This window comes from Paucibacter sp. KCTC 42545, assembly GCF_001477625.1.
In the GTDB taxonomy this organism is placed as follows: domain Bacteria; phylum Pseudomonadota; class Gammaproteobacteria; order Burkholderiales; family Burkholderiaceae_C; genus Paucibacter_A.
On the sequence record NZ_CP013692.1, the window covers coordinates 4,271,777 to 4,292,010 of the forward strand.

General features: G+C 61.7%; 19 protein-coding genes. 10 read left to right on the forward strand and 9 right to left on the reverse strand.

What is annotated here, in order from left to right:
• Window positions 1-110: 110 nt before the first annotated feature.
• The gene (locus AT984_RS18225; protein ID WP_156422104.1) at window positions 111-575 is read right to left on the reverse strand and encodes a hypothetical protein; all 465 of its coding nucleotides are present in this window, start codon (window positions 573-575) and stop codon (window positions 111-113) included.
• Between the two features lie 423 nt (window positions 576-998).
• Here AT984_RS18225 and AT984_RS18235 point away from each other — a divergent pair, with 423 nt between their 5' ends.
• Entirely contained in the window at window positions 999-1,391 is a 393-nt protein-coding gene (locus AT984_RS18235; protein ID WP_058721315.1) for a hypothetical protein, read from the forward strand.
• Window positions 1,392-1,527: 136 nt separating this feature from the next.
• Here the strand turns inward: AT984_RS18235 and AT984_RS23300 are convergent, their stop codons facing one another.
• A complete protein-coding gene (locus tag AT984_RS23300) occupies window positions 1,528-1,668 on the reverse strand; it encodes a hypothetical protein (RefSeq protein ID WP_197418164.1) in 141 nt (46 codons plus the stop codon).
• Between the two features lie 362 nt (window positions 1,669-2,030).
• Here AT984_RS23300 and AT984_RS18240 point away from each other — a divergent pair, with 362 nt between their 5' ends.
• Window positions 2,031-2,756 carry an SGNH/GDSL hydrolase family protein gene (locus AT984_RS18240; protein WP_082680161.1) on the forward strand — a complete coding sequence of 242 codons (726 nt, stop codon included), beginning with the start codon at window positions 2,031-2,033 and terminating at the stop codon, window positions 2,754-2,756.
• Window positions 2,757-2,937: 181 nt separating this feature from the next.
• Window positions 2,938-3,141, forward strand: a complete 204-nt coding sequence (locus tag AT984_RS18245) for a hypothetical protein (protein ID WP_058721317.1) — start codon at window positions 2,938-2,940, stop codon at window positions 3,139-3,141.
• A 281-nt stretch (window positions 3,142-3,422) separates the two neighbouring features.
• On the opposite strand, the gene AT984_RS18255 is transcribed toward AT984_RS18245, so the two are convergent.
• A complete protein-coding gene (locus AT984_RS18255; RefSeq protein WP_197418165.1) occupies window positions 3,423-5,093 on the reverse strand; it encodes a sensor domain-containing diguanylate cyclase in 1,671 nt (556 codons plus the stop codon).
• Window positions 5,094-5,555: 462 nt separating this feature from the next.
• Here AT984_RS18255 and AT984_RS18260 point away from each other — a divergent pair, with 462 nt between their 5' ends.
• The 3 genes from AT984_RS18260 to AT984_RS18270 all read left to right on the forward strand — a co-directional run bounded on the left by AT984_RS18260 (window position 5,556) and on the right by AT984_RS18270 (window position 10,151).
• Window positions 5,556-6,995 carry a sensor histidine kinase gene (locus AT984_RS18260; protein WP_058721320.1) on the forward strand — a complete coding sequence of 480 codons (1,440 nt, stop codon included), beginning with the start codon at window positions 5,556-5,558 and terminating at the stop codon, window positions 6,993-6,995.
• Window positions 6,992-9,418, forward strand: a complete 2,427-nt coding sequence (locus AT984_RS18265) for a two-component system response regulator (protein WP_058721321.1) — start codon at window positions 6,992-6,994, stop codon at window positions 9,416-9,418. The genes AT984_RS18260 and AT984_RS18265 overlap by 4 nt, the downstream gene beginning before the upstream one ends.
• Before the next feature lie 103 nt (window positions 9,419-9,521).
• Window positions 9,522-10,151 carry a hypothetical protein gene (locus AT984_RS18270; protein ID WP_058722449.1) on the forward strand — a complete coding sequence of 210 codons (630 nt, stop codon included), beginning with the start codon at window positions 9,522-9,524 and terminating at the stop codon, window positions 10,149-10,151.
• Here AT984_RS18270 and AT984_RS18275 read toward each other — a convergent pair.
• Both AT984_RS18275 and AT984_RS18280 read right to left on the reverse strand, forming a co-directional pair.
• Complete coding sequence (locus AT984_RS18275) at window positions 10,136-11,482, reverse strand: SH3 domain-containing protein (RefSeq protein WP_058721322.1); 1,347 nt, start codon at window positions 11,480-11,482, stop codon at window positions 10,136-10,138. The genes AT984_RS18270 and AT984_RS18275 overlap by 16 nt on opposite strands.
• Window positions 11,483-11,561: 79 nt before the next feature.
• Window positions 11,562-12,512 carry an IS481 family transposase gene (locus tag AT984_RS18280; RefSeq protein ID WP_058720828.1) on the reverse strand — a complete coding sequence of 317 codons (951 nt, stop codon included), beginning with the start codon at window positions 12,510-12,512 and terminating at the stop codon, window positions 11,562-11,564.
• A gap of 446 nt (window positions 12,513-12,958) precedes the next feature.
• Here AT984_RS18280 and AT984_RS18285 point away from each other — a divergent pair, with 446 nt between their 5' ends.
• The gene (locus AT984_RS18285) at window positions 12,959-13,729 is read left to right on the forward strand and encodes a substrate-binding periplasmic protein (RefSeq protein WP_257721185.1); all 771 of its coding nucleotides are present in this window, start codon (window positions 12,959-12,961) and stop codon (window positions 13,727-13,729) included.
• 362 nt (window positions 13,730-14,091) lie between these two features.
• Here the strand turns inward: AT984_RS18285 and AT984_RS18290 are convergent, their stop codons facing one another.
• Together AT984_RS18290 and AT984_RS18295 are read right to left on the reverse strand one after the other, a co-directional pair.
• Window positions 14,092-14,616, reverse strand: a complete 525-nt coding sequence (locus AT984_RS18290; RefSeq protein ID WP_058721324.1) for a hypothetical protein — start codon at window positions 14,614-14,616, stop codon at window positions 14,092-14,094.
• Window positions 14,617-14,637: 21 nt separating this feature from the next.
• Window positions 14,638-15,387 (reverse strand): hypothetical protein, encoded by a 750-nt coding sequence (locus AT984_RS18295; protein WP_058721325.1) that lies wholly within the window; start codon window positions 15,385-15,387, stop codon window positions 14,638-14,640.
• Window positions 15,388-15,748: 361 nt separating this feature from the next.
• Here AT984_RS18295 and AT984_RS18300 point away from each other — a divergent pair, with 361 nt between their 5' ends.
• The gene (locus AT984_RS18300; protein WP_257721186.1) at window positions 15,749-16,291 is read left to right on the forward strand and encodes an NAD(P)-dependent oxidoreductase; all 543 of its coding nucleotides are present in this window, start codon (window positions 15,749-15,751) and stop codon (window positions 16,289-16,291) included.
• Window positions 16,292-16,368: 77 nt separating this feature from the next.
• Here the strand turns inward: AT984_RS18300 and AT984_RS18305 are convergent, their stop codons facing one another.
• Complete coding sequence (locus AT984_RS18305; protein WP_197418167.1) at window positions 16,369-16,962, reverse strand: PEP-CTERM sorting domain-containing protein; 594 nt, start codon at window positions 16,960-16,962, stop codon at window positions 16,369-16,371.
• A 679-nt stretch (window positions 16,963-17,641) separates the two neighbouring features.
• Window positions 17,642-18,112 carry an Lrp/AsnC family transcriptional regulator gene (locus tag AT984_RS18310; RefSeq protein ID WP_058721328.1) on the reverse strand — a complete coding sequence of 157 codons (471 nt, stop codon included), beginning with the start codon at window positions 18,110-18,112 and terminating at the stop codon, window positions 17,642-17,644.
• A gap of 518 nt (window positions 18,113-18,630) precedes the next feature.
• Here AT984_RS18310 and AT984_RS18315 point away from each other — a divergent pair.
• Both AT984_RS18315 and trxC read left to right on the forward strand, forming a co-directional pair.
• Window positions 18,631-19,398 (forward strand): sporulation protein, encoded by a 768-nt coding sequence (locus AT984_RS18315; RefSeq protein ID WP_058721329.1) that lies wholly within the window; start codon window positions 18,631-18,633, stop codon window positions 19,396-19,398.
• A 266-nt stretch (window positions 19,399-19,664) separates the two neighbouring features.
• Window positions 19,665-20,078, forward strand: a complete 414-nt coding sequence (trxC, locus tag AT984_RS18320) for a thioredoxin TrxC (RefSeq protein ID WP_058721330.1) — start codon at window positions 19,665-19,667, stop codon at window positions 20,076-20,078.
• The last annotated feature ends 156 nt before the right edge of the window (window positions 20,079-20,234 follow it).

Here is a 20,234-nt window from a genome sequence, read left to right on the forward strand (position 1 = left end):
GCCGATTCTGCATTTCAGGCCCCAACTTTGGCCCCCCGATCCACGGGAAGGGCAAACCAGCACGGGATATCCCGATTACCTCATCGCCCGATTGCTGGCACCGCTGAAGGCTATCGGTCAGGCGCGACGTTTGGTACGTTTCGCCCCTCGGCCTCAGCACTCTTCAGCTCCAGCGTCGCCAAATAGTCGCCCGGGGCGATGGCTTTGCCACTGACGGCCTCGGGCTCCAAACGCAAGAGACGAATCTGGTAGCCCAGGGCCTGAGGCGTGGGCCCGGTGTTCGCCATCAGGCGCAGGTCCAGGGCCTGGCGGGGGCCGGAGGCTTGCTGCAGCCACACACGCACCGTGGCGTCGCCGGCCCAGACGCATTGTTCGCCTTTGGGGCAGCGGGAATCATTGAGGACGGCGTCGACGCCGACCCGCAATATGCCATCCCCGATCTGGGCCGACCCGCCAACCGGCAGCTTGAAGGCGCTGCCAAGCTCGACCCGCAGCGGGGCCACGGGTTTGGCCATGCTGCAAGCCGTCCACAGCAAAGACGTCAGAACTGTCGCGGCGGCGATTTTCATCTTCATCCGGATCTCCCAGTTGGCTCTGCCATCCTACGCGGGAAGTGCCGCGTCAATCGACCTCAGTGGCCGCAACAGGCCAGCGGCTGTGCTCGCCAGGCATTGGCTGTTCTGCTGGCAGCGATTGAAGAAGGCGACAAGCGCAGCCAGAGGTAGCGCCTCTTGCTTCAGGATTTCGGTGGCGTTGAAGCCTCAAGTTAGCTCACTGCGGTGCGGGCTTGCCCATCTGCCGAGGTCTGAACCAAATGGCTATCCGATTCAGGTCTGAGTTGCACTGGTGCCAGGCCTGCGCTGCGCCGTTTGACTTCAGGATTACGTCCTACAAACAGTCGGCCTCAAAGATGGCGGCTCCAGCACTCGCGCAGCCGTACAAGCAATGCTGGGCTGGGCCGTGGGCTCACGCCCTCATCCACCTATTGAGGAGACCCTATGAACCCGTCCACCGATGCTTCGAGCAAGCCGCTTCCGGATGGCGCCGCTGTCGATGAAGACATGGCCCAACAAGCCCTTCCGGGCCATGGCATTCCCTCGCAAGACCCCAACCCCGCTGCGCAAGCGCCTTTGAACGCGGAGGAGGCCGAACGTGAAGGCAAGTCCGTGCTGACCGGCGGCGGCGTCATCGTCGGCGCGGCCACCGGGGCCGCCATTGGCGTGGTGGTGGCCGGGCCCGTGGGCGTGGTGGTCGGTGGCACGCTGGGTGCAGTGGCCGGTGCACTCGGTGGCGCAGCCGCAGGCAGCTTGGTCAGCCCGGTGGAGCCGAACGCGGCCGAAGCGGCTCCGGCCACTGAAGGCAAAGCGAAAGCGGCAGCGGCGGGTCACTAAGCCAAGCCGAGTCCGGCAGCGGCGCTAAGTTCTCGATGCCGGCTGGCAAGCCGCCGGCGCCAACTGCGGGGCTTGGTGCCGGCGCGCCGATCAAACAAGGCGTCGCCCCATCTAGCCGATCACACAAGCCTGGCCGCTACTTGTGCTTGGGCTTCGCGGCGGCGGGCTTGCTGGGCTTGGGCGCCACATAGTCACCAATCACGGTCTTGACCGGGCAGACGGACACGATGGGACATCGGCGGCAAGTCACGGCGATGGCGATGGGGCAAAGAGTCATTGCGACTTCCTTCTTGATGGTGTGACTGACTGAGTGAACGGCGGGCGCAGCGATGGCGTGAGGCCCCGACCTGCATGCCGGGCACAAACGCCGCGCACCGCCTCTAGTTCAATCTACAAATCCGCAGGCGCGCCGTCTGTGCGGCAGCGAACACAAGCGCGACTGCTCTCTGTTCGAGAACGCACCGACCAGCGCGCGGCCTCGCCCTAAGGTTCGTGCACGGCGTCAGGACGGCAGAACGACAGGGCGCCACAAGCCCTGCACTCAGGCTGCGCCCCACCCAATGGGCAAGTCTTCCAATCACGAGGCGCCATGACCGAACTCTTCGCTGCTCACAAGCTAACCATCAGCACTGCCTCTTGATGGCGGCTACTTGGCAACGTTTGCTCTTGCTCTGGCTGCTCTGGCCGCTGTTTTGGCTACAGGCACGCCATGTGCGGCGCGTGACCCTGCGCATGCCGGAGCCGCCGGGGCAACGCGCGGGTGTCGCTGGCAGCGGCTCGCTGGTGCGCTTGCTGGTGGCGGGTGACTCGGGCGCGGCAGGCGTGGGTGCGCCCACGCAAGACCTGGCACTTTGCGGCCATCTGGTGCGGTGCCTGAGCCGCCACCACCGGGTGGAATGGCGGGTGTTGGCAGCCAAGGGGCTGGATTCACCGGGCCTGCTGCAACTCCTGCACCAAGCCCCTCGCGCGCAGTTCGATGTGGTGGTGCTGTCGATGGGCGCCAACGACGCCACGGGCCTATGTGCGCCGCTGCAGTGGGCGCGTTGGCAAACCCGGCTGGCTGATCTCATCGACCAGCGCTTCGCGCCGGCACTGCTGGTCCACAGCGCCGTGCCACCCATGCACGCCTGCCAGGCGCTGCCGCAACCGCTGCGTTGCTTCATGGGCCTCTGGGCGAAGCAGATGAACCAACGTCTGGCCGAGCGCTTGGCTGATCAAGCTGGGCGGACCCTGCAATGGCATCCCGCTACGACGACCCAGGTCGGCATGGCCGCCGACGGTATTCATCCCAGTTCGGAAGGCTATGCCACTTGGGCCGAAGGCTTGAGCACTTGCATCTTGCTGGCCTTCAAGCCTGAGTCATAACGGGGCAGGCACAGGCGCCGCCTTCTTGAATCGCCCACATGCGCTGCGGCCTATGTGGGCCATCGCACGGTCTGGCCTCATGGCTCAGCCTAAGGTGATGTGGCACCTTGATCAGGCGAGAGCCGAGTCAGTGCACCTTGTCCATTAGCACGTCCACCTCTTCAACTTTGGAAGGCACACCATGCAACATCCCAACGACGCCAGCGCACTGCACAAAAAGGCAGCCAGCGATCATGCAGCCGCCGCCAAGCACCACATCAAAGCAGCCGAGAGCCACGACCACAACAAGGCGAGCGATGCCAAAGCCAGCGCCAAGAGCGCGATGGACTGCTGCAACACGGCCCAGAAGACCAGCAAGGCCGCCTGCGACAGCTCAGACATGTGAACCGCCTATTGCTCGTCGTGAAGTTCGTCGTCAAAGAGTTTCATGACGATGCGATCAGCAGTTAGCTCTGGCCCCAGCAGCAAGCAAGGTCGGCAGCACCCCGGGGTGAAGCAAAGCAAGCCCCGGGGGCCAAAGGCCAACAAGAATTTCAGCGGCGGGGTGTGAGAAGTGTCAGCCACCACCACCGGTTTGCGAACAAGCATTCTTCGAAGTAACTCAACAAGCCACTGCGCCGGTGAACTTCAGCGCCGCGCGCTGACAGGCAAGACTCAGAATGGTATTCAAAGCGGTTCGCTAGGCTCGTAGATTTGGATATTGTTTCTTCCAGCCTTCTTCGCCTTATACATGGCGATATCGGCGGAATTAATGATGTCGTCCGGGCGAGCTTCATTACTGACAAACATCGCGATGCCAATGCTGACCGTACACCAATGGCTGACGGTCGTGGCCGCCTCGCCATTGTGTTGGACCTTTAAGTAATAAGGCTCCGCCACGGCAAGGCGGATTTTTTCCGCCACATTTCTGGCTTGCACGGTCGATTCAGCCTTGTCGGTGACAAGTTCATTGATCAATACCGCAAATTCATCCCCACCAAACCGCGCCACCGTGTCCACCGCGCGGACGCAGTTCTTGATCCGGGTCGCAACCTCAATCAGTAATAAATCCCCGACTTCATGACCATCGGAATCATTCAACTGTTTCAGATTATCCAAATCAAGAAACATCAATGCACCGTAATGATGACTGCGGTGGCTGGCCGCAATGGCCTGCGTCAAACGGTCATTGAAAAGCCGTCGATTCGGTAGTTGCGTGAGTGGGTCGTGATGGGCCAAATGGTTGATGACTTCATCCGCATGTTTGCGTTCGGTCACGTCGATGCCCAGTTCCAGAACCAAGTTCTCGCCATCTTCGTCAATGAATGGATAGTCGTAGACTTGATAAACTCGGCCGTCGCGGTGATTCTTCGCTTCCCAGTGTTCTGGCTTTTGAGTTTTGAAAACCTTAAAGGTCGGGCAGTTTTCGCAAGGCCTGTCGCGCTGCCACATCAATTGGTAGCAAAACTCGCCATTCGGGTGACCAAAGCGCTCGCGAAAGTATCGATTGGCGAAGCGCACGGAATAGTCTGATGCCTGCAAATAGACAAAGACCGGGAGTTCTTCGAGGATGGCGTAAAGCTGCCGGCGCTCCCGGCGTATTTTCTCCTCAGCCTCTTTGCGCTCGTGAATATCAAGGCAATGGCCGACATAACCGACAAATACACCGCTGCTGTCGTAACGCGGCTTGCCTTCATCAATGATCCAGCGATAGGCACCATCATGGCGCCGCAGGCGATACTCCATGGTGAAGGCTTCACGCCGCTCAAACGCCGCCACATACGTATCTAAACAGGCTTGAAAATCGTCGGGGTGTACGCCCTCGGTCCAGCCATTCCCAACTTCCTGGGCCTCGGTTCGACCGGTAAAGGTCAGCCATGGCTGGTTGAAATAGAAACACGCCTTGTCCACGCCGGCCATCCAGATCAGGGCATGGCCGTTATCGGCCACCGCTCGATAGATTTCTTTTTGCTGCATGAGCGCATCTTCAGCCGCCTTCCGTTCAGTAATGTCGGTGACATAGACCAAACGACGCTTCTTACCGTCACGCCCCACCACACACGCGGAATTCGTCAATACCTGCCGAATGGCGCCATCCTTGCGAACGACTTGCCACTCCCCACCCAAGACACCACCTTCTGTTAAAAACTTCTGATGCAGGCTCAAAACCCTTTGTTGTTGCTCAGCAGGAAAAATCATCGTGACGTAATTCCCAAGCAACTCTTCTTCAGAGTAGCCGTAAATCGCGCAATAACTAGGATTAACAACTTCGAATCGGCCGTCGAAGTCAAAAACCGCGATGCCGATGGGCGCATCGAGCAAAATTTGATCGGGTTGAATAGCGTAGGCCGCACTCAAAGGGAGCATTTAGCAATTCCTTTGCTTATCCACCGCACATCGCGAACAAACGAGTGACGCATTGGGGCCAAAGTCTTGAAATGAAAGGGCCAATGACCCAGCCCACCCTATTTATCTGAGCTTTAACCTCAATGACTTATACATGCTGCTGCGGCTTATCTGTCAGATGCTTCTTCGACAAGTCACGAATAACTGGAAAAGATTCCGTCCCGATTTTTGAAATTAATCGAGATTTGTAAATCTAACAAGTTCGCCATTCCGGCAGCAATCTCCTGCAGCCTGCCGGTGCCCGAAGTTCAAGAGCAAACCCTGCACCGCGGCTAATGCGGCGAGCCAAGTCTTGCTTGAGCGCAAGCCTAGATTTACCCCTACAGCTAACCCCCTCCATCGGCGGAATTCTGTTGCAAGGGTACTGCAAACCTGACACCATCGGATTTGCAATAAGAACAAAAGAGGGATGCCGTGGCACTCGATTTTGACCATTTGGGAGCGCTGGGCAGGGCGACGCTGCAAACCATGTTTGAGGCGGATTCGCCCGTTGGCAAAGCGGTGCTGGATCGGGACTTGCGCTACGTCTTCATCAACCGGACCTTGGCCGCCTTCAACGGCTGCTCAGTCAAAGAACACCTGGGTCGCACCGTTGAGGAGATCCTTCCCGGCGCCTACCCCACATTGGCACCACTGCTTCGCAGTGTGCTGGATGAGGGTGCTCAACAAGCGCAGTTCCGCGTCAGTGTGGAAATGCCCAACGCCCCAGGTGAACTCAGTGAATGGGACGCCAGCTATCTGCCCATCCGGCTCGAAGATGGCAGCGTGGGTGGGGTCTACGTTCAAGCGGTCAACCTGACCGCCAAACTACGCGCCGAGCAGGCACTGGCGAATAGCGAAAAGCAGCTGCGCCGGGTGCTGGACAGCCTATTTGCCTTTGTGGGTGTATTGACGCCCGACGGTACTTTGATCGAGGCCAACCGTGCGCCGCTGGAGGCCGCTGGGCTAGACGCCCAGGATGTCCTCGGACGCCTTTTCTGGGACACCTTTTGGTGGAACTTTTCGGCCGAGACTCAGGACTGGCTGCGCCAGGCATGCGCCCGCGCGGCGCAGGGCGACATCGTGCGGGAAGATGTGACGGTGCGCATGCTGGGAGACAGCCGCATGACGCTCGACTTCATGCTCGTACCCATGCGGGACGACAACGGCCAGATCACGCGCCTGATTGCCTCCGCCATTGACATCTCTGATCGGCTGGCGGCGCAACGGCGAACCGAAGCCGCACTGCGGGAGCGCACGGTCTTGTTGCAAGAGGTGCATCACCGCGTCAAGAACAATCTGCAAATCATCGCCAGCCTCCTGAACTTGCAGGCACGCAACGCCGGGCCGGGCGCGCAGCAGGCATTGCAAGACAGCCAGAGCCGCGTCATGGCCATGGCCCTCACCCACCAGCTGCTGTACGAGCGCAATGACTTCTCGATGCTGGAGTTGGGGCCGTATCTGCGGCGCTTGGTGGCCAGCTTGCGCGATGCGCACGGGGAGCTGCTGCGCCGGGTGACGCTGAAGGTTGAGGCGCCAGACTCGGGTTTGAATATCGACCTGAATCTGGCCGTGCCCGTGGCGCTGGTGGTGAACGAATTGCTCACCAATGCGCTCAAGCATGGCTTTGGCGCGGATTTGCACGGCGAGGTCGTGGTGCGTGCGGAAAGAGTGGGCCCACGCATCGCCGTCACGGTGGCGGATACCGGCACCGGGCTGCCCGCAGGCTTCGATGTTCACAGCACCAAAACGCTGGGTTTGTGCCTGGTTACGCTGTTGACCGAGCAATTGCGGGCCGAGATTCAATGGCCTGTGGTCGGACAAGCAGGCACCGCCTTCACTCTGCATTTGCCACCGGAGACAAAGTCACCATGACCACGCCAACGCCCACCATGGACGCCAAGGTCAGGGCTCGTATTCTTGTCGTGGAAGACGAGCGCATCGTTGCCCTGGACCTGAAGCTAACCCTGGAATCACTCGGCTTCCACGTCGTGGGCACGGCCTCGACCCAAGACGAGGCCGTGCTTTTGACAATGTCCTACCAGCCCGACCTGATCCTGATGGACATCAACCTCGGGAACGGGGGCGACGGCATTGTGGCTGCCGACGAAATTGCACGGTTTGCCGATGTGCCCGTGGTGTTTCTGACGGCTTATGCCGACAACGACATCTTGCGCCGAGCCGGGCAGGTGGCGCCGTATGGCTATCTGGTCAAGCCGGTCAGGCAGCGCGAACTCAACGCCACGGTGCAAATGGCCTTGGCTCGGGTGCGCGCCTCACGAGGCCGCATGGAGGCCGAACGGCGCTTACGGCTCGCCCTGGACACCGCCAAAATGGGCGTGGTCACGCTGACGCAGGGAACGGATCTGATCGAGATCGACGGGCACTTCCCGCCCATCGCCGACCGCTCGGTGCGCGGCTTGCGCATGGAAGTCAGCGAGTTCCTGCTTCATCTCACCGCGGATGCGCAAGCCAAGGTGCGGCATTTGCTGGAACAAGGCGGTGACCTGCATTTGGTCACGCGTTGGCAGTTGCCGGGCGCCGATTCGCCCACACGCTGGCTGGAGGTTCATGCCAGCCACTTCGCACAAGAAAGGGCTGTGGTTGGGATCTGCCGCGATGTGACCGTGCAGGTGGAGCAGGAGGAAGCCTTGCGGCAAGCCAGCGTGGTGTTCGATTCGGCCGCCGACGCGATCCTGATTCTGGATACCCAAAGCCGTGTCACGACCGCTAACCCAGCCTTCACGCGCCTGACCGGCTGGCCAACGGCCGAGATCCGCGGACGTCATCCCAACGAATTCCTGCATGCCCGCCGCAGCAGTGACCGCGAATTGCTGGTGGACACCCCGGTGGACTTTCTCGGTCATGCCGAGGTCATGTGCCAGCGCCACGACGGCACGGCCTTCCCCGCTTGGGAACATGTGGCACCGGTACGCGACGATGCCTTCGTCGTGACCTACCGCGTGCTGACTTTCACCGACATCTCGGCCTTGCGACTGGCGGAAAGCCGGGTTCGGCATCTGGCTTATCACGACCCATTGACCGGGCTTGGCAATCGCAACAAGCTGCGTGACCTGCTGGGTGGATTGCCCGAGTCGAAAGTGGACGACGACACGGCCGTGTTGTTCTTCCTGGACCTCGATGGCTTCAAGGTCATCAACGACAGCCTGGGTCACGACGTGGGCGATGCGCTGCTGATCGATATTGCCGATCGCATCCGCAGCGTGCTGCGCCAAGGCGATGAAGCCGTGAGGCTGGGTGGCGATGAGTTCGTGCTGCTGATCAGGTCCGGGCGCGACGGCGATGTGGACGCACTGGCGCAGCGCCTGCTGGACAAGGTGCGAGACCCCTTGAGCATTGCAGCGGGTTCGAGCGTCCAGGTCTCGGCCAGCATAGGCATAGCCCTGTACCCGCGTGACGGCAGCACGCCGGACGCCTTGCTGCGCTCGGCCGATATCGCCATGTATGCCGCAAAAGCGGCGGGCCGCAATCGCTATGCCCGCTATCACGCCAATATGGCCGAAGCGGCCAACGAGCGCCTGACCATCGAACAAGGCCTGTTGCATGCCATGGCCAACGGTGAGCTGAGCCTGCATTGGCAGCCGCAGCTCACGCTCGAAGGGCGATCGGTGATCGGTGCGGAGACATTGCTGCGTTGGAATTCCGAGAAGCTGGGGGCGATCAGCCCGGATCGCTTCATTCCGGTGGCCGAAGAATGCGGGCTGATCCAGGCCCTGGGGCGCTGGGTGCTGCGCCAGGCGCTGACGACCTGGGCGCAGTGGCTGCGTGCTGGCTTGGTGCAAGGGCGCTTGGCCGTCAATGTGTCGGCGCTGCAGCTGCAGGACAAGCAGTTCATTGAGGATCTGGCGCACGAGCTCGAAGCGGCGCAGCTCAATCCCAAAGACCTTGAAATCGAGGTGACGGAAACCGCCTTGCAGCGCGTGCCGAATATCGAGCAAACCCTCGCGCGCATTGCCGAGCTTGGCGTGCGGATTGCACTGGACGATTTCGGCACCGGCTACTCGTCCTTGTCGATGCTCAAGCTGCTGCCCCTGCACCGCCTCAAGGTGGACCGCGCCTTTGTGCGAGACGTGGTCGCCAATCCTTCGGATCAAGCCATCGTGCGCGCCATCGTCGCCATGGCCGACGCCTTAGGCTTAGAGCTTATTGCCGAAGGCGTGGAAGATGAGCGGCAAAGGGATTGGCTGCTGCACCTCGGCGTTAGCGAAGCTCAGGGCTGGCTGTTTGCCCGCGCCATGAATGCGCCTGACTTCCTGGCTTGGCTGCGCACGCGTTAGGGCCGCTCAACTCGGGCGCGCGACGCGAAGAGCGGAGCGAAGCTGAACTGAACTAAGTCGGGCAGTGGCGCGCCGAATGCGGCCTTCGCGCACAATCGCCGCCATGAATTTCTGCCCCTCTCGCGTGCCCCTGCCACAGCCCTCGCCGCGGAGCTTCGGCCTTGCCGCCTTGCTCGTGCCGCTGGCCGCCTGCGCCTTCATGCTGCTCAGCGCCTGGCTGGCCTATCCGGCCTGGGAGCGGGCCTTTCGCTCCGATGCGTCGCCGGTGTCGTGGTTATCGAGTGCACTCTTGCTGACGCTCTCGGTGCTGTCTGTGCGTTTGCTGGCCGATGGCGGGCTGCCGCGCTGGCTCGGCATTTGGCTGACGCTTTCCATGCTGGTGTTGGCGCTGGATGAGCAGTTCATGCTGCATGAGCTCTGGAAGTACCGCTGCCATGAGCTCAGCGCCTGGTGCGAAATCGCCTGGGTGCGCGAATTGCCGATGCGCATGGTGGGCCTGACTGGCGCCATCACCGTGGCCTTGATGCTGCGCGCTTTGCCGAGGCGGCTGACGCGTGGCCTGCTGCTGGCCGGCATCACTTGCGGGCTGTGGGCGATCGCGGTGGACCAGTGGCCCATGCCCTACCCGATTGCGGAACTGGAAGAGGCCTTCGAGGTGCTGGCCGAGTCACTGGTGCTGGCGGCGCTGCTGAGTGTGCCGACGCCTGCGCCCGGGGCTCAGGTGCAGTCCTGATCTTCCCATTCCCCGGCCCTGAACCATTGGCCTTGAATATTGACGTACCAATTACGGCGCAGCACCAGGTCCAGCGAGATTTCACCGTATTGCAGCGGCGTTTGCACCTGCATCAGGTCGGCCACGCCGTCACCGTCCAGATCGATCTCGCGCAGGATGATGCGGGGCTTGAGTCGTTTGACGCGGTCGAGCCGGCTAGCTTCATCCAGGCCTTCCAGGCCGGGCAATTGAGTCGCCGGCTGTGACTGGGTTTTGATCTTCACGCTCTTGTTCACCAATTTCTGCGGCAGGGCAAAGCGGGCCAGCACCTCGGTGCTTTCCTTCAGCGCGGGATAGTCGCGCAAGACCTGGAAATCGATGGTGTCGGGCAGCGCCGAGTCGGAATGCAGATAGTCGGCAATCGCCAAGCTGGCGCCGGTGTAGCGGGCGCCGCAGTAATGGCCTTCGCCGCCCACTTCAAAGGGCAGCTTGCGCACGGCAGCCGCGCCGACCAAGCCGTTGGCCGCCACCGAGTAGATCTGCAGCGGCGGCGTCAAACTCAAGGCAGCATCACCCACATCCCAGAATCCACTGATCCCTTCAATTTCGGGGCCGTTATGGCGCGAGAACCAGGCAATTGGCAGGCCCTTGGGATGGACGCTGATCTTGCTGCCGCCAACTGCGGCCAGGCCATCGGCATCGGCCTCCGACACCAGCGCCACGCTGGCGTGGTTGAGGAAGAAGGAGGGGCGTATGGGCGCCGGCTTGATGCTCAGCGCGCGCAACTCAAGCGCTATGTCCACGGCCGCGCCGCGCTCAATCTCTTGCGCCGGGTTCAGCAAAACGCCCGCCTTCATCAGCTTCTTGGCCGCTTCAAATTCACTCACGGCCGGGTAATGCACAAAGTCGCCGGCCTGCAAGGTTTTCTTCAAGACCTCCAAACGCAGCGCCGCCGGCGGCAGCAGCGACTGCCCATAAGCCGCCAAGCGATTGGGCGAGGGTGCCACCCAAAAGGCACGGGCGGGCTCCTTGCTGGTTTGCGCCAAACTCAGCGCTTGCGGCCCCAGCAGATTGCAGGCCGCAAAGCCGGTCTTGTTGCCGGCGCCGTAACTGATCCGGCACCAACTGCCCTCTCTGGCGATGACATTGACCGGCGTGTTGGTGACCAATTGTTCGAGCGCACGCGCACTTGTGTTGGCAGCCTCACGCACATTCACCCAGGAGCCGTGGATGAAATGTGGGCCCAAGCCCGCCACCACCGGCTGTGCGGATCCAGGAAACGCGAGCAGCGCCGCACAGGCAAGGCCGAATACACGACCACCGCCTTGCCAACCCATCGATTTGCCGCTCATAGTGCTCGCCCTTGATGCTTAGATGGATGAATGATTCGCCCCGGATTCTGCCTGCCGTGGGTGAAGGCAAAGGGCGAAGCTAGTTGTGAAGAGTCAAGACGTTGTTGCCTGAATCAGGAAGACGGGACATGGGCGGGCGGCATCCAATGCCGTGATGCGGTCGATGCCAGTTGTAGTGATGAATCCATCGCGCCAGCGCGCTGGTTCTGTCGCGGGAGTGCTGGTAGGTCTGGCTGTACGCCCACTCTCGCAGTGCCGATTGAATGAACCGCTCGGCCTTGCCGTTTGTTTGTGGACGGTAGGCCCGCGTGAAGCGATGTTTGATGTTCAACTCAGCGCAGGCCTGCTTGAAGTCCTTCGACCGGAACGGCGAGCCGTTGTCCGTGAGAAGCGCTCGCACCGTGACACCCAGCCCCGCGTAGTAGCTCACTGAAGCCTGCAGGAAGGCCACTGCGCTGCTCTTGCGCTCATCGGGGTGAATCTGCGTGAACCCGATGCGGGCGTGGTCATCCACGGCCACAAACAAGACTTCCCAGCCTGCGCCGCCGAACGTGTCTGCGCGGTTGCCGGTTACGCGATGACTGGGTCGCTCAATACGCCCGAGCTTCTTGGTATCGATGTGCAGCAGATCGCCAGGCGCTTCATGTTCATAGCGCACGACAGGCTCAGGCGGACGTAGATCGCTGAGCTTGGACAGGCCGGCTCGTCTGAGGACGCGGCTGACGGTGGCCTTGGAAACGTTCAGGCTGGAGGCAATGCTTGCTTGCAGCATGAACTTGCGGCGCAACTCAACGATGGTAAGCGCCTTGCCGGGGTCAATCGCTCTGGGCGATTTCTGCGGCCTTGAGGACTTGTCGAACAGGGCGGCTTCGCCTTGAGCAAGGTAGCGCCCAAGCCACTTGCGGGTCGTCATCTCGCTGACACCGAGAGCCTTTGCGGCTTGCGCCACAGTTTGGCCTCGCAATGTGATGTCCTGAACCATTTCGATTCGACGCACGTAGGTCAATCGGGCATTCTTATGAATGTTCATCTGGGTTGTCCTCCTGAGCTGACTGGGGGTTTGGCGATTTCCAGTCTCTCAGAACCAGTCCGGGTGAACACCCGATACAACCTATTGGAACTTCACAGCTAGTTGCCCACCGGCAGCGCCGTGCGGCTCGCGGCAGGTTGCGACACAAAGCGGGAATGCCCGCCATTACGACCCTGAGTGCGGGTGACCTTACCCAGCAACAGGCATTGGAAAGCAGCGGTAGACCAGATCAACGCCACGCTTGTGGGGCAACTCCATAGCAAGGGGCGGCCGGGCGCAGTAGCGCAATAAACGCTACAGCCCTGCACGGTCAGCGAGGGCAACGCAGGCGAGGGCATCAAGCGAAAAATCACTGTGCTGCTACGCCAGCATGTCCGTAACGTCAGAGTCGATGCATCGCTGAGTATCATGTCCCGATGATGCCGCGCCGTTCATTTCTGCTGCTGATGTGCCTGAGCGTTTGGGCGCTGCACAGCGGCGCTACGGAGCCGGTGCTGCGCGCCTGTGGCCACCCGGCCGCGCCACCGATGAGTTGGGATCAGGACGGCCAGCTGACCGGCGTTTGTGTGGCCGCAGCGCGGCGGGCCTTCGCTGCGGTGGGGCTGACACTGCAGGTGGAACCGCCCACGCCATGGGCGCGCTGCCTGCGGATGGTCGAGACCGGTGAGGTTGACGTCAATCTGTGCGGATTTGTGAACGACAAGCGACTTGAGCACGCGGTGATGGTGGAGCCTCCGGTCGGCCACAACGAAGCAGTGCTCATCGTGCGCCGCGACAGTGCGCTGGTCTACAAATCCTGGTCCGACCTGAACGGCTTACGCATCGGCATGGGGCGCGGGGTCAGTTTCGGGGAAGAGTTCGACGCCTATCTGGCGCAACATACCCAGTTCGATATTGCACTCAGCGAAGCACACAATCTGCAGAAGCTTTTGTTGGGCAGGCTAGACGCCGTCGTCACTGCACGGCATGCGGGCCAGCAACAGATTCGCGCCATCGGCTGCGAAGCACAACTGCGCATGCTGCCCGGCAAGGTGGTGGACGGCCCGCTGTTCATGCAGATCTCCAAGCGCTCCAAGCACCTAGGCGTGTTGCCACAATTGACGGCCTTCCTGAAACAGCCGGCCCAGATCGAGTGGGTGCAGGGCCAGCAGACCCGCTTTGAAACGATGTATGCCCAGCTGCATCCGCCGACGCAGCCCAAACTTTGCGGCCGCTGAGGCCCTGGTAGTAGCCAGCGCCAAGCTGAAACAGGCGCGCACTGCGCGGGCTTTCTCATTGCACTTTGTCAGTCGGGCGTCGAGGGCCGTACAGCGCTCGGTATCGGCACGATCCTGATGGTGGCGGGTGGCTGCAAGGTGCCCTGAGCAGCCGTTCGCTGGCCGGCCAAAACATCGTCGCGGAGTAGATGTGGCCTTGAGGATTAAGGCCAGACGCTCTCGCTTACTCGCGCTTAGATCGCGTGGCCTGGGGGTGGGGCTTGCGGGCAATCCCCTAAGGCACCTTAATCGTGGCCCGAAAGCCGAGCTGAGATTTCCCACTCTCTGCGCCATGGCGCAGCGGCCAGCTTCCTCAGAGGTGCTCAGTTGTTGTTATCGCTTAGCACCTTCAGGCTGGCCTTGTCACCGTAGAGCGACTCGTAGTGCAAGGTGATGGACAGTCGCTTGAGCATGGCCGTCAGGGCTTCGGCCGACATGCCGCAGGCCTCATGTCCTGACAAGACCTGCTGGCGTTGGTTGACTCGGTAGAAGTGCACCAGATTGCCCGTACCCGTGCAGGCCGAACGCAAGCCCAATGCCTTGGCGGCATCGCCGATGGTGGCTATGGGTCGCCCGTCGAGCCGAATGTCTGCGTGGCTGACGCGAGCTGGCCCCAGGCCATTGTTTTGCACCAGCACAATCCAATCGCCGTTTTGCTCGGTGTTGATCTCGGTGTCCAGAATGGGTTGAACCATCAGGCGGTTGTGCTTCTGGATGGCATAGCCCTGCCACAGGGTCGCGGCCAGTGCGCAGACCGACACGACCATGGTGCGGGTGCGAATGGCCGTCACCGACGCCCACATGCGTGACTTGCCGGGCGCTGGTGTGGAAGCCTTGGAATTGAACATGCTCTTGTCTCCGAATATGGGTCAACGTAGGGGCTCGAGGTCCAGCGGTGCCAAGGCCAGCAAAGCCGCACGGCGAGCGGCTAGTGCCGAATCCAGGGGCATCATCCAAAAGCTGCCGGGGCGGCGCCAACGGTCATGGCAAGACATCCACTGCCCTTGAAAGTTACGCAAGCACCAGGCCATGGGCATCACAAAATTGCCCTCGCGCTCGCCCGAGCGCCAGGCCGAAATGCCCACCATCGTCCAGGTCTCTTCTTGGCCGCCCAAGGTCCACATCACCGTGTCGCCCTGAAGTCTGCTGTGGCGGAGTTGCTCGGTACCTTGGGGCCCTTCGTAGGTGCAGCTCAGCTCGCGATCTTGGCTCTGAGCGACTGGCAACTGCACCACATGTTTGGAGAACTCTCGCTCCTTGGTTTCGCAACGCCAGCGCTCGGTTGGGCCGCCAGCGGGAGTGAACTCAAAATTGAACTTGGCTACGCGCGAGGTCTTGCGCTGGCCCAGCAAGCCGAGGTCCCAGTTGTCGGTGTCGGTCCAGCTGCTGGTACCGCCCGTTTGAGCGGCTTGGTGGCCGCAGGCGCTGCGCCCCGGCTGCCCGTCCGCCTTCTTGCTTTGCATGGCGCACAGCTGCGCTCGCTGCTGCACCTCTTCAGGCACCAACACCTGCAAGGGCGCTACCGTTTCACAGGCGCTCAACAGCGCCGCTGGCAGAAGCAGGGCAGCCAGGCGTGCCGGGCGGAAAGCGTTGAAAGTGGCGGCTACAAGGGAGGACATAAGCAAGCGACCGAGTTTTGTGATCCGGGGACCGCACGCTAACACGGGTCAAGCCATGCCAACTAAGCACTATGAGCACCGCAATGGGGTGGGCTGTCACCGACCGGCATATTGGTGCCATTCCATGATCGGCGCATGGGCGCTATTCGCTGACCGGCGCGAGGGTCAGGCCATAAATCTCACTTGCTTTCGGGATTAGCAGGCCTCGCTTGGAGACTGCATGGACGTCGGTGATGTGCCCGGAGCAGCCGTTCGCTGGCCAGCCAAAACGTCGTCGCGGAGTAGATGTGGCCTTGAAATTTAAGGCCTGACCCTAGCGCCCTAGCGCCGACGACCGCGCCGCTAGCGCCGCCTGGCTGGCCTGGCCGCCGGGCGCCCCTTCGTGTTCACCAGCATTGCGATGGTGTTTGACCACGAGCCCGACGGGCCCCATCACATCGACCACGAGCGCACCGCCCGGGACAACTATGGCCGCCACAAGATCGCCGGCGAGGACGCGATCACGGCGGCCAACCCGCAGGCCATGATCGCCCGCATCGGCTGGCAGATCGACCCGACCCAGCCCGGCAACAATATGCTGACGGCGCTGGACGACTGGCAGCGTCGCGAAGACCGGGTGGCGGCCAGTCGGGCTGGGACGCCGGCCTGCTCCTTCATTGCAGACATGGCAGCGGCCTTGCTGTCGCTGATCGATCAGCCTCATGCCGGCGCGCATCACCTGGACAGCAATGCGCAGGAGGCCTGGCGGTTTGACGAACTTGCCCTGGCTTTGGCTGATTGCTTTGAGCGCGGCTGGCAGGTGCAGGCCCACGAGGACTACCGTCACGACCAGCGACTGATCGGTGGCACGCTGCAACTGCCTGGGCTGTCCTCACGTCTTTCGGCAATGCGGCGCAGGCACTGAGCCGGCGTTCGACTAAAGAAAACGGGCCACGCAAGGCGGCCCGAATGCAAGAATTCCCGTGAGGGACTCGTAGCGCGTTAACGCGTACGGCGGCGCATCGCAGCAAGCCCAGCCAACGCCACGCCGGCGAGTGCCAGCGATCCGGGTTCCGGCACCGCAAGGGTCGGAGCGGCCGAGGTGTAGGTCGTGAAGACCGCTGACCCCCAACCCGACTGGCTGGCACGGAAGTGCGATCCCCGCGACGAATTGAAGTCCAGATCAAAGTTGCTGGAATAAGGCATCGCAAACGACTGCCACGCAATCGGCAGCGTGGAATTGTTGTTGAACAGGAAATGCAGGCCGGACGCGGCAGTGAAAAAGCCCGTCGCTGAGTCGTAAGACTTGCCAGCAAAGTTGGATCGATTCCAAAGGCCTGCCACGCCGCTGTAGGTGATGGTGCCTTCGAGGCCGTTGGCGAACAGCACATGCATGCCGATGCGGTCAGCCAGTGCCACGTCGGCGGTACCCCAGATCTTGTTGGGCATTTCGCCGGTAGTGGCTTCGCGATCAGTCCACTGGGTGGCGATACCCATGCCGCTCAGCATGACGGGGGCGGCGACGGCCGTAGCACTGCTCAGACCGCCTATCAGGGCAGCAGCAGCAACGACGGAAGCAAGACAGGGGTTACGCATGGGTTCTGTTGTTTGGGGTGACAAATGGACAACTAGCGGCTTAAGTTCATCAAGCGGCAAGTCGGGGAAGGTGGCTAGGCGGTGCATTGCTTCTGCTTTGCGCCCCTTGCGACTGCCGCATGATAGGGCTGCCCCCCCCTAATTCCCCCCCCGGGTCGGGGGGAGGAATTGACTCGGTCTGCAACTATTTGGTGTTTTTCAACGGTGGCGTTGGTCGGGCGCAGCGCGCTTGTCTGCGGTCGGGCGTGTGTGACGCAAGCAAGTGGAAGGTTCGGGGTGCATTCGCGGCAGGATGCTGTCCAACGTCGGCCCCTGCATGCAGCGAACGCGGCCGAGGATGAACCTTTGGACATCCGAGGTGAAAAGCGATCGGCGGGGCAGGCGGGCTGCTGCACCCGCCAGGGCATGAGAGCCGCCTTGGAAAGAAAATGGGGTCAGGTTGAAAGAAAATGGGGTCAGGTTCATTTATATGGAGCAGAGCCAGATATCTCCAATCCCTTTGACATGTTCTCCTGGCAAGTTTGATCAGCCGAAGAGTCAAATTGGAGTCTGGCAGAAGTCTGCTCCGGGCACATCTCAGGCGTCCATGCCTAGCCCAAGCTAGGCCTACCAATCCCGAAGCAAGCGAATTGGGTTGGCTGCTTATGTCGAAGCAACCGGTCAGCCGCCGGCGGACGATTTACAGGCCGCCCACCGGCAGCGCCGTGCGGCTCAAGACATGCTGCAGCACAAAGCTGGAATGCACGCCGGTGACGCCCTGAATCCGCGTCAACTTACCCAGCAGCAGGCTTTGGAAGTGATCCATATCGCGCACCACCACCTTGAGCTGATAGTCGGCCGCCTGGCCGGTGATCAACAAGCACTCCAGCACCTCGGGCAGCACTTGCACCGAGGCCTCGAAGTTGGCAAAACGCTCGGGCGTGTGCACATCCATCGAGATGTGCACCAGCGCCATCAAGTTCAGGCCCAACTTCTTGGCGTCCAGCAGGGCGCGATAGCCTTGAATCAAGCCACTCTCCTCCAGCGCGCGCACACGCCGCAAGCAAGGGGATGGCGAGAGGCCAACCCGGTCGGCCAGATCCTGGTTGTTGATACGGCCTTCTTGCTGCAGAACATCGAGAATCTGCCGGTCAATACGATCTAATTCCATTACTCACACCTCAGGCTTCACCGATTACGCAATTTTCTGCCAAATTTGGTCGAAGCGCTGCCATCTTCGCAATTTTCTGCCCGAGCTCGACTCCTACACTGAGTTCATCGCAGCAAACAAAGACCCGCTGCAAGAAACAGCAGCCGCAGCGGCCACCACCGCGCGGAAGGGAGTGGCCACCATCTGACCGGCCAAGCCCCATCTGCAAACCCGCAAGCCCAAGCGCCACAAGCACTTGGGCTTGCGGCTTTTGAGCGCGCCATTTGTTTCCGCGCGGCCATGCTGCGTCCAAGCCTGAGAGAGGTGACGAGGTGAGCCCAGAAGGCAGCAACACCGCCATCTAGCGATAGATCAGGCCCAGGTCAGGCTGGAAATACATCACGTTTTTTCTGAACTTTATTTTACTTATTTCAGTTTTTACAGATGTCTTCCTCAGCTTCCGCCTGGGAGCAAATCGAGCCTCTCGCCAATAAGCTGCGCAGGCGTCGATCCTGGCGCATTTGCTAAAGAGAAATACTGTGTTCAAGAAGTTGCTTGCGGCTGTGGGTGTGGGTGGTGCGGCGGTCAATACGGTGCTGGACAACCCCAGCCTGCGCCCCGGCGAAACGCTCAGCGGCAAGGTGTTGATCAAGGGCGGCCAAGTGCCGCAGGCGATTGAGTTTGTCGACCTGGTGCTGATGACCGAGGTGGAGAAAAAGATCAACGGCGAGGAATACCGCGCTAGTCGCGCGCTGCAGCGTTACCGCGTGCACGGTGCGCTTCAGTTGACGGGCGGGCAAGACCTGGCCCTGCCCTTCACCATGGTGCTGCCGCTGGAAACGCCGGTCAACAATGCGCAAGCCCTGGCCAGCCCGGGTTTCCAAAGCTATCAGCCGCGCGTGCGCGCCGCCGTGTGGGTGCATACCGACCTGGCCATTGCCTCCGCCCGCGACGCCGAAGACCGCGACGGCCTGGACATCCACCCCCTGCCGCAGATGCAAGCGCTGATCGGGGCGATGGCGCAGCTTGGCCTGGCCCATGTCAGCAGCGATGTGGAAGCCGGCGTGGCCCGGTTCAACCAGATTCAGAGCAGCCTGGGCTGCTACCAGGAGTTTGAATTCAAACCCACCCGCGGCGGCTATGGCATCAAGGAGGTGGAAATCACCTGCATCCCGCGCCCCGAAGGTATCCATGTGCTGCTGGAAGTGGACCGCCGCTACCGCGGCGACAGCTACCGCAGCCTCTTGATGGGCGCCGACTGGCAAACCGTCAACTGGCAAGAGCAGCTCCGCCGGGCCTTGGGCTGAGGCGGGACCGAGCAAGCAAAGCTTGCGACGCCCGCCGAAGGACCAGGCGCGCAACAAGCGCCTGGGCTGGGGCAAGGCGGGACCGAGCAAGCGAAGCTTGCGACGCCCGACTAAGGACCGGGCGCGCTACCAGCGCCCGGGCTGGGGGCCGAGCGAGGAGCATGGTCTGAGTCAAGGCTGTGTACGGGGCGCAGCGCTTGAAATCGCTCCTCCCCAGCCCCAAGTGTCCAGCCACACGCTCTCGCGCATGAACCCAGGACCCCGCCATGCTGATCACCTGCCCACACTGCCTGACCAAGAACCGCGTTCCGGACGAGCGCGCGACGCAAGACCCGGTTTGCGGCCAATGCGGCCAAGCCCTGCTCAGCGGTGCCGTGCTGGCCTTGGACGAGGCCAACTTCGACCGCGTGGTGACGGGCAGCGAGTTACCGGTGCTGGTGGACTTCTGGGCCCCTTGGTGCGGGCCTTGCCGCAGCATGGCGCCGCAGTTTGAGCTTGCGGCACGCCAACTCAATGGTCAGGCCTTGTTCGTCAAAGTCAATAGCGACGAGGCGCAGCGGCTCTCGCAGCGCTACGCCATCCGCAGCATTCCGACCCTGATCCAGTTGCGCGGCGGGCAAGAGGTGCAACGCGTCTCGGGTGCCTTGCAAGCCCGCCAAATCATCGACTGGCTGCGCTGAGTCCCCGGCATTTGCAGGCAGCACCGACGGCTTGGTAAGGCCGCGCAGACGCGCAATGCGATCGTATCGAGCCTGGGGGCGTAGATGGCTCAGGTAATTGATTCCTTGCTGCACTAGGCGCCTTTCAGACGTAACATCCGCCACTGGCATTAACAG

Bases quoted from the DNA above. Each gene is read 5' to 3' on its own strand.
- AT984_RS18225 (WP_156422104.1), bottom strand. From the start codon at position 575: ATGAAGATGAAAATCGCCGCCGCGACAGTTCTGACGTCTTTGCTGTGG.
- AT984_RS18235 (WP_058721315.1), top strand. From the start codon at position 999: ATGAACCCGTCCACCGATGCTTCGAGCAAGCCGCTTCCGGATGGCGCC.
- AT984_RS23300 (WP_197418164.1), bottom strand. From the start codon at position 1,668: ATGACTCTTTGCCCCATCGCCATCGCCGTGACTTGCCGCCGATGTCCC.
- AT984_RS18240 (WP_082680161.1), top strand. From the start codon at position 2,031: ATGGCGGCTACTTGGCAACGTTTGCTCTTGCTCTGGCTGCTCTGGCCG.
- AT984_RS18245 (WP_058721317.1), top strand. From the start codon at position 2,938: ATGCAACATCCCAACGACGCCAGCGCACTGCACAAAAAGGCAGCCAGC.
- AT984_RS18265 (WP_058721321.1), top strand. From the start codon at position 6,992: ATGACCACGCCAACGCCCACCATGGACGCCAAGGTCAGGGCTCGTATT.
- AT984_RS18270 (WP_058722449.1), top strand. From the start codon at position 9,522: ATGAATTTCTGCCCCTCTCGCGTGCCCCTGCCACAGCCCTCGCCGCGG.
- AT984_RS18275 (WP_058721322.1), bottom strand. From the start codon at position 11,482: ATGAGCGGCAAATCGATGGGTTGGCAAGGCGGTGGTCGTGTATTCGGC.
- AT984_RS18280 (WP_058720828.1), bottom strand. From the start codon at position 12,512: ATGAACATTCATAAGAATGCCCGATTGACCTACGTGCGTCGAATCGAA.
- AT984_RS18285 (WP_257721185.1), top strand. From the start codon at position 12,959: ATGTGCCTGAGCGTTTGGGCGCTGCACAGCGGCGCTACGGAGCCGGTG.
- AT984_RS18290 (WP_058721324.1), bottom strand. From the start codon at position 14,616: ATGTTCAATTCCAAGGCTTCCACACCAGCGCCCGGCAAGTCACGCATG.
- AT984_RS18295 (WP_058721325.1), bottom strand. From the start codon at position 15,387: ATGTCCTCCCTTGTAGCCGCCACTTTCAACGCTTTCCGCCCGGCACGC.
- AT984_RS18305 (WP_197418167.1), bottom strand. From the start codon at position 16,962: ATGCGTAACCCCTGTCTTGCTTCCGTCGTTGCTGCTGCTGCCCTGATA.
- AT984_RS18310 (WP_058721328.1), bottom strand. From the start codon at position 18,112: ATGGAATTAGATCGTATTGACCGGCAGATTCTCGATGTTCTGCAGCAA.
- trxC (WP_058721330.1), top strand. From the start codon at position 19,665: ATGCTGATCACCTGCCCACACTGCCTGACCAAGAACCGCGTTCCGGAC.